Here is a 10,526-nt window from a genome sequence, read left to right on the forward strand (position 1 = left end):
CATGACGGACCTGGGGGAATCGCCGGGCCGGGACGCGGGCGCCGGGGACCAGGGAACATTGGAGCGCCTGCTCTCGGTGGTGGGCGTGGGAGCCGTGGAGTTGCACACGGCCCCCGGGGGACTGCGGACGCGGGTCACCGGTGTGCATGTGCTGGACGCCCTGGAACCCGTCATCAGACCGCGGGAGTTACTGCTCGCTGTCGGCGTCGATCCGGGCTCGGCGCATGCGGTCGACGTGGTCCGCCGGGCCGGTGAGACCAAAGCGGCGGGTGTGGTGTTCGGCCCGGGACGGCCGGAGCCCACCTCGCGGGCGCTGCGGGCGGCCGCGGAGGAGAGCGGCACGGCGGTGCTCTTCCGCACCGCCTGGTGCACCTGGGCACAGCTCGTGGGAGTGCTGAGAGCCGGGTTGGCCGCAGCGGGCGCTCCCCCGATGCCCGCCACCAGTGGTGTGCCCCTGGGCGATCTGGACTCACTGGCCGATGCGGTGGCCGCCCTGGTGGGAGGCTCGGTGACGATCGAGGACACGGAGTCGCGGGTGCTGGCGTACTCGTCCACCGAGGAGAACGTGGACGAGATGCGCCGGCTGACCATCCTCGGCCGACGTGTGCCGCCCTGGCGGGTGGCGGCCATGCGGGAGGCGGGTTTCTTCCAGGCGCTGTGGGGTGCGGGCGATGTGCTGCACCGGCCCGCCCACGGGCAGGATCCGGAGCGTCTGGTGGGCGCGGTGCGGGCGGGCGGAGAGGCGCTCGGGTCCATCTGGGTGGCGGCGGTGGCCGGCCGCCCGCTGTCGCCGAACGCCGCGGAGACGCTGCGCGCGGCGGCCCGCACCGCCGCCGCCCACCTGCTGCATCACCGCACCCACAGCTCGGACGGCCGGCTGGTGGGGGATGCGGCCCGGGCGCTGCTGGAGGACCGCGGATCGGTCGAGGTGCTCGCGGAGCGGGCCTCGCTGCCGCCCCGGGAGCCCTGTGCCGTCCTGGCGGTGGGCCTCGGGTCCGGCCGCCCCGGGAACGACGGCCCGTCCGGGCTGTACGGCCTGCTGACCCTGCACTGCGCGGCCCTGGGCCACCGCGTCGTGGCGGTCCCGGCGGGCGGCGGGGCCTGGGTTCTGGTGAGCGGGCTGGAGCGTGACGCCCAGCGGGCCGACGGCCAGGTCAGGCGGCTAGGGAACGCGCTGGCCGATCAGCTGTCGGCGACGGTCGGCTCGCCGGTGAAGGTAGGGCTCGGCGACGTGGCTCCCGGCCTGGCAGGGGCGCCCGCATCACGCCGGTCGGCCGAACGGGCCCTGCAGGCGCTCATAGCGGCCGCCGGACCGCACGCCGTCGCGCGCAGCGAGGACGTCGCGGACACCGTGGGCATCCTTCAGGTCGTCGATGCCCTGCGCGACGTGACGCTGCCGCCGCGGACCTCGGTCGCCCGGCTGAGGGAGTTCGACGCCGGTCACGGCGGCAGTTGCCTGGTGGAGACACTGCGCGCCTACCTCGACCACTTCGGTGACGTGTCCGCCGCTTCGCGCGCGCTGGGCGTGCACGCCAACAGCCTGCGCTACCGGTTGCGCCGGATCAGGCAGGTGTCGGGGCTGGACCTGGAGAGTCCCGACGCCCGGCTGCTCGCCCAGGTGCAGTTGCGTCTGAGTGGAGGGGCCGACGGCGCACGCCTTTGAGCGTCCGGCCCCGAGGGTGAGCGGGCACGCGCCGGGCGTCGTTCGGCGGGGGCCACCATCGAAGGGCCTCCCTTCTGTCGCATCGCACAACTCCTCAGTCCGGCAGAGAAGTTGTTGCTCCCGGCCACCGTAGGTGAGGCGCGGGTCTTTGACGACTCGACGAAGACGCCGTCCCGGTGCGGGCGGCAGCCTGGTGTTCCACCCGGGGCGGTCCCGGGCGCCTCGCGTACGACACCGGAAGGTTCACCATGACCGGACTGACCCCCGCCGCCGAGCGGCGCGAACGGATCCTGAAGGAAGCGGTGCTGCAGGGACTGCTGGACTCCGGCCGGTCCCAGCTGGCCGCCTTCGTCGACCTCGACGGGGTCGCCGCGACCGTCGCGTCCCTGCACCGCGCCTTCCCCTCCGCGCCGGGTGTGCTGCACGCGTTCGCCGCCAAGGCGAACTGCCTGGTGCCGGTGCTGGCGGAGCTGCGGCGGCTCGGCATGGGCTGCGAGGTGGCCACCGCGGGTGAGCTGGCCCGCTCGCTGGCAGCCGGATTCGCACCGGACCGCATCGTCTTCGACTCCCCCGCCAAGACGGAGGCCGAACTGCGGCACGCCCTCGACCTGGGTGTGGCCGTCAACGCGGACAATTACCAGGAACTGGCGAGGATCGACCGGGCGCTGGGCGGCCGCGCCCCGGTCTCGCGGATCGGGGTGCGCGTCAACTCCCAGCTCGGCGGCGGCAGCATCGCCGCGATGAGCACGGCGACCAGCACCTCGAAGTTCGGCGTCCCCTTGGCGGACCCGGGAAGCCGGCAGCGGTTGCTGCGCGCCTACCACGACCACCCGTGGCTGACCTGGGTGCACACACACGCCGGTTCACAGGGCTGCCCGCTCGACCTCATGGCCGGCGGGGTCGGGCAGGCCGTGGCGTTCGCCGAGGAGGTCAACGCCTCGCTCGGACGACGCCAGGTCGTGGGCATCGACATCGGCGGCGGACTGCCCGTCAACTTCGCCGACGACGTGACCGCGCCGACCTTCGACACGTACGTCCGGCAGCTGCGTGCCCAGGCTCCCGCCCTGTTCTCCGGCGGGTACGAGATCGTCACCGAGTTCGGGCGGTCCGTCCTCGCCAAGAACGGCTTCACCGCCGCGTACGTCGAGTACACCAAGAGCATGGGCGGCCGGCCGATCGCGGTCACCCACGCCGGTGTGCAGGTGGCCACCCGGACGGTGTTCAACCCCGACGCCTGGCCGCTGCGGATCGAGGCGCACGACGGGAGCGGCACGGCAAAGCGGGGCGGACCGGTCCGCCAGGACATCGCGGGACCCGCCTGCTTCGCCGGGGACCTGCTGGCGCGTGACCGAGCGTTGCCGCTCCTGGAACCGGGTGACCTCATCACCGTCCCGGACACCGGCGCCTACTACTTCTCGACGCCCTTCCACTACAACAGCCTGCCCGAACCCGCCGTGTACGGGGTCCGGACGAGCGGTGACGGCCGCGGGGTCCGCTTCGAACTTCTGCGTCCCGCGCAGGATCCGTGGGACGTACCGGGCCCGGACGGCCACGGCGTCCCCGGGCGACAGCCGGAGTACGAACCCGTTCACGGCGTCGGGTAGGGGGCACCGAGGTGGCACAGGCCGACCGCCGAGGGCCCGGCCGGGACGGACCGCTCATCAGTCAGCGCGCCGCGATCGTCTTCCTGCTGGCGGCCCTGGTCGGCATCGGTGCCACCGTCCTGGCGGCGATGGCCGGCCACGTGTGGCCGGTCGCGGTGAGCGTCGGCGGCGGGGTGGTGGCCCCGGCCGTCCTGTTCTTCAACCAGATCATCGACTAGGGACGAGCGGTTCCCGCCGAGGCGTCGCCACGGGAACCGCTCGTTCCGGCTGTCCGCTTGTTGCGTTTTCCGCTATGGCATCTCGTCACCGAGCAGTGCCAGGTTCTCGATGGCGGCGAGGCCGTACAGCGCGGTGTCGTTCGTGGCCACCCAGGTGGCCTCGCTGCCCGGCACCAGGGCGACGGGGCCGCTCACCTTCTCCGTCCGCCAGGGTGCGGACTCCTTGTAGCCGTCGGAGTTGTAGAACTTCTCCCACGCCCGTTTGGCGAGCTTCTCGTCCCCGGTCTTGACGGCCGCGTACGCGTCGAGGCGCGAGTGGCCCTGGAAGAGCAGCAGGGAGCCGAAGTTGGAGCCGTAGCGTGCCGCCTGTTCGGCCTTCGTGGCGTTGAAGTAGCGGCAGTAGTCGAAGTACGCCTCGTTGAACTTCGGCATGTCGACCAGGTCGATGAGCTCGGCGCACAGCTCGTTGAGGCCGAAGACGGCCGAGAGGTGCGAGACCTCCACCTTGGCGGTCTTGGCTACGGCGAACTTCCCGGTGTCCAGGTCGTACAGGCCACTGCCCTGGACGAAGCCGTTGGGCTGGGCGGCGATGGTCTCCATCGTGGACAGCACGCGGGCCTTGGCCTTCTCCCACTTGGGGCCCTTGCGCTCCCACTCCGTCAGCCAGGCGGACACCAGACCGCTCCAGTCCGTGCCGAAGCCGATCGACAGGGCGTGCCGGTCGGGCGTGTACGGCTCGGTGCGGATCTTGCGCAGGGGGTCGAGGGCGAGGAACGTCTCGTCGGAGTCGACGTTGGCGTGCATGAGGTCGCCGACGCGTTCGTCCGCCGTGAGGAAGTAGTAGTAGCGCCGGTAGGTGGTGTTGGCGATGCGCTGCTGCTTGGCACTGTCGGCGAAATGCTGCACGCCGTGCCGGGTGCCGAGGCCCGCCCATTTGCCCAGGTGGTAGACGTCGACCTCGCCGGTGTGCCGGGTCATCGCCTCGGCGAAGCGGAAGATGTCGGCGCGGCCGGAGCGCAGGTAGGCGAACCAGAGCCACAGGTCCGGCGACAGCTCGGAGTTGTCCCAGGCGTAGCCGCCGATGTCGTAGCGCCACTGGTGCCGGAACGTGTCGTAGGTGTGCATGATGTCGCCGTAGTCCCAGAAGCCGTACCAGCGGCGCTGCTCCACCTGGTCCTTGTAGTAGGTGAAGAGGAAGTCGAGGTGGTCCTCGATCTTCGCCTTGGCCGGGGTGGAGCGGTCGGGCTCGGAGTACATCCCCGGTCCGAAGACCTTGGCCTTGATGAGCTGCTTGGGCGGGGCGGCCAGCTGGGGCAGCACGCGGACGGCCTCGACCTGCTCGGCGAACCGGTCGGGGGTCGGGGTCGTCTCGTTGGCCCAGAAGAGGAGTTCGGAGGTGCGGGCGATGCCGTACGGGGTGCCGAACTCCGGCTCGTAGTCCTCGTAGGTGATGTTGAGGCCTTCGAGCTGCTCCGGGAAAGTGTCCTGGCCCATGCCGTCGTGGTAGAAGCGCATGTCCATGGGCTGCGCCTCGGGCGACCAGAGCCAGAGGGTCACCTCGGCCTCGTCGGTGTGGGCGTCCCGGATGTCGAGTTGGGCGGGGAACTTCTCCCAGAAGTCGCGCAGCCCGAAGGAGAACCCACCGCTCGCCCCGCCCACGTAGCCGAAGCCGGAGGCGCGCCGGCCACCGCCCGCGGCGACCCAGCCATGCCCCTTCTTGGTGCGCTTGCGCAGCGTGAAGCCGTCGGCGGAGAGCTGGGAGAGGGTGTAGTCGCCCCACTCGGGGATGTACTGCAGCCGGGTCGTCACCCGCTGGTCCCAGGTGGCGGGGTCGGGCAGCTTCTTGCCCTCGAACTGGGCCGCCTGCACGGCCGCGCCCGGGTCCCGGCGCAGTCCGGTGATGCCCTTGACGGCCTCGCGCAGCAGTCCGGTGCCGTCGCCGCAGATGCGGATGTGGCGGTCGTACGACTCGTCGCGCATCGGCACGGTGAAGCGGACACCGAGGCCGCGGATGAAGTCACCACTGGCCTTGCCCGGCTCCTGCTTGCCGTCGTAGGTGATGGTGTGCACCATGCGGAAGGAGTCGGCGCCCGCGTAGAAGTAGAGCCTGATCGAGAACGGCAGCCAGCTGCGGCCGCCCTTGCGGTGCTTGCCGTCGACGCGGACGACCGCGCGGACCGGGCCGGCCTGCTCGACCTCGACCTTGGAGATCGCGCCGTCGAAGCGCTCGGTCCTGACCGCCCCCTGGTCCTCGTCCTCGATCTCGGGCTGGCGGACCAGCACGAGCCGGCCGTTCTTCGCGATCTCCGTGGAGCCGCGGGTGACGGACTTGACGATGGTGGAGCCGGACTTGCCGATCTTCGCGGTGATGACGCCGGTCGAGATGTCGATGGTGCCGCCGCGCTTCTCGACGGTGACCTTCTTCCCGGGAGCGGCAGGTGTCCCGGCGGCGAGGGTGAGCTTGCCGTCACCCGAGGCGACCGCGTGCGCGGTCCACTTGAGGGAGCCGTCGGGCCAGTAGGCGATCGGCCAGGACTGCACGGGGACGGACTTGCCGCCGGAATCCGTCAGCGCGAAGGTCTGGTCCTTCTGGTACGCGCCCTTGGGCCAGGGCACGCCGACGGTGGAGCCGGGTGCGGCGCCGAGGCCGCCGTCCTCCAGCCAGTCGAGGGTCACCGGGTCCACGTCGGCGGGGTCGGCTCCGGGCGCGGCCTGGGCGTCCTGGGCCCCCACCGCCCAGCTGAACTGGGCGGCGGCTCCGGCGACGGCGGCTGCCTTGAGGAGGGATCTGCGGGGGATGGGAGACATGGCGATGCTGCCTTTCCTCGTCCGTGCGGGAAGCGGTTCCGTGCGGAACGCGATGGTCAGGGGCATGGCATAGAGAGGTGCGGGCGCCGGAGCGCCGACCTGGCTTGGGGGGCACCGCCGTTCAGCGGTGCCGGTAGCGCTCCTCCACGGCGACGGCCGCCGCCGCGACAGCGCCGAGGACGGCGATCGCCAGCGGTGCGGCGAACCAGGCGGACACGGCCACCACGGCCGGCCCGCAGACGATCAGGAAGGACCCGGCCGGATCGAGCACCGTCCGCCGCCCGGCTTCGGAGAGCAGCGTCCGCCAGCGGGCGCCCGGCGTCCAGACCGCCGCCGCGCGCAGCCCGGCCACGACGAGCCCGATCAGCGCGACGACCCCGACGGCCCCGACGAGCGGCCCGCCGGGGATCCCCGCCCGGGCCGCCTGCACGTCCACCCAGACGGCGGCCACCGCCGCCCACCCGGCGAGCCCGGCGAGCCACCCGCCGCGCAGGGCCGAGCGGAAGTCGGCGACGAACTCCCGCCAGCCACCCTGCTCATGGGCGGTACGGCGCCGCAGATGCCGCGCCCCGGCGGCGAACGCGGCGGGATAGGTGACGACTCCCAGTGAGGCCACCGCGATCCACACACCGGTCAGCAGGCACTCGGCGAACACCGCGAACCGCTCGGCCAGTGCCGACTCGCTCCGTACCTTCACCCGTGCCTTCACCCGTGTCCCGGCCATGCCCGCCTCAGCCCTTCAGACCCGACGTGGCCATGCCGTCGATCAGATACCGCTGGAAGGCGAGGAAGAAGGCGAGCACCGGCAGCAGCGCCACCAGCGACATGGCGATCATGCCGCCGTAGTTGGCCACCCCTTCCTGGTCGACGAACATCTTCAGGCCGAGCGAGACGGTGTATTTGTCGGGCTCGTTGAGGTAGATCAGCGGGCCCATGAAGTCGTTCCAGGAGTTGATGAAGGTGAAGATCGCACTGGTGATCAGGGCCGGGCGGCTCAGCGGCAGGACGATCGACCAGTAGATCCGCAGGTGCCCGCAGCCGTCGAGGCGGGCCGCCTCGTCCAGCTCCTTGGGCATGTTGCGCATGAACTGCACCATCAGGAAGACGAAGAACGCCTCGGTGGCCAGGTACTTCCCGAGCAGCAGCGGCGTGTAGGTGTTGATCATGTCCATGTTGCGGAACAGCACGTACTGCGGGATGAGCAGCACGTGGTACGGCAGCAGGAGCGTCCCGATCATCAGCGTGAACAGCAGATTGCGGCCCGCGAACCTGATCCTCGCGAAGGCGTAGGCCGTCAGCGAGCAGGACAGGACGATGCCGATGACCGAACCGACCGCGAGGAAGAGCGAGTTGAAGAAGAACGTGGAGACCGAGATGTCGGCGATGCCGTCGGCGAGGCTCTTGTAGTTGTCGACGACCGGGTCACCCGGGAAGAGATCCAGGCTGCCGACGATGTCCTCACTCTTCTTGAAGGACCCGCCGATGACCCAGATCACCGGGTAGAGGATCACCGCGAGGACCAGCAGGGACCCGACATGCCAGGCCATGGAGCCGGGCAGCCTGTGCCGCAGTCCGCCCCCTCGCGGCGTGACATCGGTGGCCTGAGCACTCATCGGGCGCCCTCCTCGTAGTGCACCCAGCGCTTCTGGGACCAGAACAGCACCGCCGTCACCAGGGCGACCGCGACGAGCAGCATCCAGGCCATGGCGGAGGCCAGACCCATGCGGCTGTTCTCGAAGCCCTGGACGTAGAGGTAGCAGGTGTAAACCATCGAACCGTCGGCGGGACCACAGGCGTTGCCGCCGGCGCCGCCGCCCACGATGTACGCCGAGCTGAAGATCTGGAAGGAGTGGATCGTCTCCAGCAGGACGTTGAAGAAGAGGACGGGGGAGATCATCGGCAGCGTGATGTTCCAGAACCGCCGCAGCTTGCCCGCCCCGTCGACCTCGGCCGCCTCGTACAGCTCACGCGGGACCTGCTTGAGGCCGGCCAGGAAGATGACCATGGGTGCGCCGAACTGCCAGACGGTGAGCGCCACCAGGCTGTAGATGATCATGTCCGGGTCGCCGGTCCAACCGCCTACGTCGATCCCGAAGATCTTCTGGGTACGGTCGACGACCGCGTCGTCCGAGAAGATCGCCTTCCACACGATCGCGATGGAGACACTCGCGCCGATGAGCGACGGCGCGTAGAAGGCGGCCCGGTAGAAGGCCTGGCCGCGCCGGCTCTGGGCGAGCAGCAGCGCCACGCCGAGGGCGGCGAGCAGCTTCAGCGGCGTGCCGACGGCGACGTACCAGAGCGTCACCTGCACCGAGTGGCGCCAGCGCGGATCCCCGAACATCTCGGAGAAGTTGTCCAGGCCGATCCACTTCGGTGCGTCGAACAGGTTGTAGTCGGTGAAGGCGAAGTAGAGCGAGGCGATCATCGGGCCCGCCGTGAGGAGCAGAAACCCGGCGATCCACGGGGACATGAAGAGATAGCCGGCCAGGTTCTCCCTGCGCCGCCGCCGCTTGAGGGCGGCGGGGCGCTCGGGCTTCACCGGACCGTGCCGCGGCTCGGAGTCCTGGGTCAGGCCCTCCATCGCTGGGGCGTGTGTCACGGTGGTTCCCATCAGGTGCCGAGAGCCGTCTTCGACTCGGTGAAGAACTGCTGGACGGCCTCGTCCACCGACCTCTTGCCCAGGGCGAGTTCCTCGGCGATGCGCAGGAACGCGGACTCACAGATGTCCGCGCCGTTCGGATGCGGCGTGATGGGCTCCAGGACTCCGGCCTCGACGAGGGACTCCTCGTAGGCGGCTATCGCCTTGTTGACCTCGTCGGTCGGCTTGTACGCGTCGTACTGGGCCTGGGTCGCGGGGACGCCGCGGTCGTAGCCCATGATCTTGGCGACCTCGGGGTCGTGGACCATGAAGTCGATGAACTGGGCGACTTCCTTGGGGTGCTGGGTGCGCTTGGAGGCGCTCAGCATCAACGAGCCGAGGTACTGGCCGGTCTTCTTGCCGTCCGTGGTCGGGATGGGCGCCAGGCCGTACTCGCTCTTGCCCTCGGCGGTGTAGCGGACCGTGAAGTTGTCCCAGGTGAACTCGCCACCGGCGAGCTCGGCGGCGACGGCCGACTTGGGCTTGTTCTGGACGACCTTCTTGGCATCGGCGTAGATGCCGTCCTTGACGCCCTTCTCGGCCTTGGTCCACCAGTCCGTCAGGTCCGACTCGGTGAAGCCGAGCCGGTCCTCGGTGAAGAAGGCCTTGCCGTTCTGGCGCAGGTACAGGTCGTAGAGGTACATGACGCCGTACATGCCGCTGTCGCCGGCGCGGCCGGTCTTGTCACGGATCTTCTTCATCGCGGCGTCGAAGTCGTCCCAGGTCCAGCCCTGCTCGGGCTTGACGCCGGCGCGGGTGTAGACGGGCTTGTCGATGACCAGGGCCATGGAGTTCGAACCCACCGGCACGCCCAGGAGCTTGCCGTCGATCTCGCCGAACTTTTCGAGGCCCGCGCGGAATCCCTCCATCCGGAGGTTGCCGGCCTTGGCCTGCTCGCTCAGATCCAGCAGCACGTTCTTGGCGTCGTATTTCCGGAGGAAGCCGATCGCATTCTGGAACACGTCCGGCGGATTTCCGCCGGATGCCTGGGTGTTGAACTTCTTCCAGAAGTCGAGATAAGACTGGAAGTCCGTTTTCACCTTGATCTTCGGGTACTTCTTCTCGAAGAGCGCGATGGTCTTGGTGATTCTCTGGGCGCGGTCCTCCGCACCCCACCACGCGTAACGGATCGTCACCGTCCCGTCGGCGGAGGCCCCTCCGTCGCCACCGCAGCCGGTCGTCGCGGCCAGCCCCAGCGTGGCTGCCGTGGCTCCGGCCGCCTTCAGGATGGTACGCCTCTCAACATTCCTGCCGTTCACCACGGTTGGACCTCCCCGCACGTCGTCCCGCTCGCATGAATCGTTTCAAGTAAGCGCTTGCTGGCACAAGGTACGGAGGGGCTGAGGGTGCGTCAATGATTCGGACAAGAATTTCTTGCCGACAGGGCAGGCTGCGGAGCGGGCCGAGCGGGTGGGGCTGGAAGCGGAGCCGGACGACATCCCTGGTGACGGCCGTCCGTCCGAAGCGCCGAACGAACAGGAGTGGATCGGGTTGGTTGCGGGCGCGACCGAAAGACGACGGTGGGCTGGGGGGGATGGGATTACAGACGGCAGGGGCCGGATTCGGCCATGCGGCGTTGGGCGAGGGGTTCTGTG

8 protein-coding genes are annotated in these 10,526 nt (G+C 69.9%); 3 read left to right on the forward strand and 5 right to left on the reverse strand.

The genetic code is table 11. The features are described from left to right. The 3 genes from C1J00_RS29925 to C1J00_RS29935 form a co-directional block, all read left to right on the forward strand. Positions 1-1,663 (forward strand): helix-turn-helix domain-containing protein (locus tag C1J00_RS29925; protein ID WP_102912116.1); only part of this gene is annotated, 1,663 nt, incomplete at its 5' end. Between the two features lie 248 nt (positions 1,664-1,911). Then, a complete protein-coding gene (locus tag C1J00_RS29930; protein ID WP_102912117.1) occupies positions 1,912-3,267 on the forward strand; it encodes a type III PLP-dependent enzyme domain-containing protein in 1,356 nt (451 codons plus the stop codon). 11 nt (positions 3,268-3,278) lie between these two features. Beyond that, complete coding sequence (locus tag C1J00_RS29935) at positions 3,279-3,485, forward strand: hypothetical protein (protein WP_102912118.1); 207 nt, start codon at positions 3,279-3,281, stop codon at positions 3,483-3,485. 72 nt (positions 3,486-3,557) lie between these two features. Here the strand turns inward: C1J00_RS29935 and C1J00_RS29940 are convergent, their stop codons facing one another. The 5 genes from C1J00_RS29940 to C1J00_RS29960 form a co-directional block, all read right to left on the reverse strand. Next, positions 3,558-6,293: an exo-rhamnogalacturonan lyase family protein gene (locus C1J00_RS29940; RefSeq protein ID WP_102912119.1), complete on the reverse strand. Its 2,736-nt coding sequence runs from the start codon at positions 6,291-6,293 to the stop codon at positions 3,558-3,560. Positions 6,294-6,414: 121 nt separating this feature from the next. Next, on the reverse strand, positions 6,415-7,017 hold the full coding sequence (locus C1J00_RS29945) for a hypothetical protein (protein WP_102912120.1): 603 nt from the start codon (positions 7,015-7,017) through the stop codon (positions 6,415-6,417). Between the two features lie 7 nt (positions 7,018-7,024). Continuing rightward, entirely contained in the window at positions 7,025-7,906 is an 882-nt protein-coding gene (locus C1J00_RS29950) for a carbohydrate ABC transporter permease (protein WP_102912121.1), read from the reverse strand. After that, positions 7,903-8,904 carry a carbohydrate ABC transporter permease gene (locus tag C1J00_RS29955; RefSeq protein WP_180989739.1) on the reverse strand — a complete coding sequence of 334 codons (1,002 nt, stop codon included), beginning with the start codon at positions 8,902-8,904 and terminating at the stop codon, positions 7,903-7,905. The genes C1J00_RS29950 and C1J00_RS29955 overlap by 4 nt, the downstream gene beginning before the upstream one ends. Next, a complete protein-coding gene (locus C1J00_RS29960) occupies positions 8,904-10,193 on the reverse strand; it encodes an ABC transporter substrate-binding protein (protein WP_102912122.1) in 1,290 nt (429 codons plus the stop codon). Before C1J00_RS29960 ends, C1J00_RS29955 begins: the two co-directional genes overlap by 1 nt. Between the last annotated feature and the right edge of the window lie 333 nt (positions 10,194-10,526).

Origin of the sequence: Streptomyces cahuitamycinicus, assembly GCF_002891435.1 — a bacterium.
Taxonomy (GTDB): domain Bacteria; phylum Actinomycetota; class Actinomycetes; order Streptomycetales; family Streptomycetaceae; genus Streptomyces; species Streptomyces cahuitamycinicus.

Coding starts and splice junctions, on each gene's coding strand:
- C1J00_RS29930 (WP_102912117.1), top strand. CDS start 1,912: ATGACCGGACTGACCCCCGCCGCCGAGCGGCGCGAACGGATCCTGAAG.
- C1J00_RS29940 (WP_102912119.1), bottom strand. CDS start 6,293: ATGTCTCCCATCCCCCGCAGATCCCTCCTCAAGGCAGCCGCCGTCGCC.
- C1J00_RS29945 (WP_102912120.1), bottom strand. CDS start 7,017: ATGGCCGGGACACGGGTGAAGGCACGGGTGAAGGTACGGAGCGAGTCG.
- C1J00_RS29950 (WP_102912121.1), bottom strand. CDS start 7,906: ATGAGTGCTCAGGCCACCGATGTCACGCCGCGAGGGGGCGGACTGCGG.
- C1J00_RS29955 (WP_180989739.1), bottom strand. CDS start 8,904: ATGGGAACCACCGTGACACACGCCCCAGCGATGGAGGGCCTGACCCAG.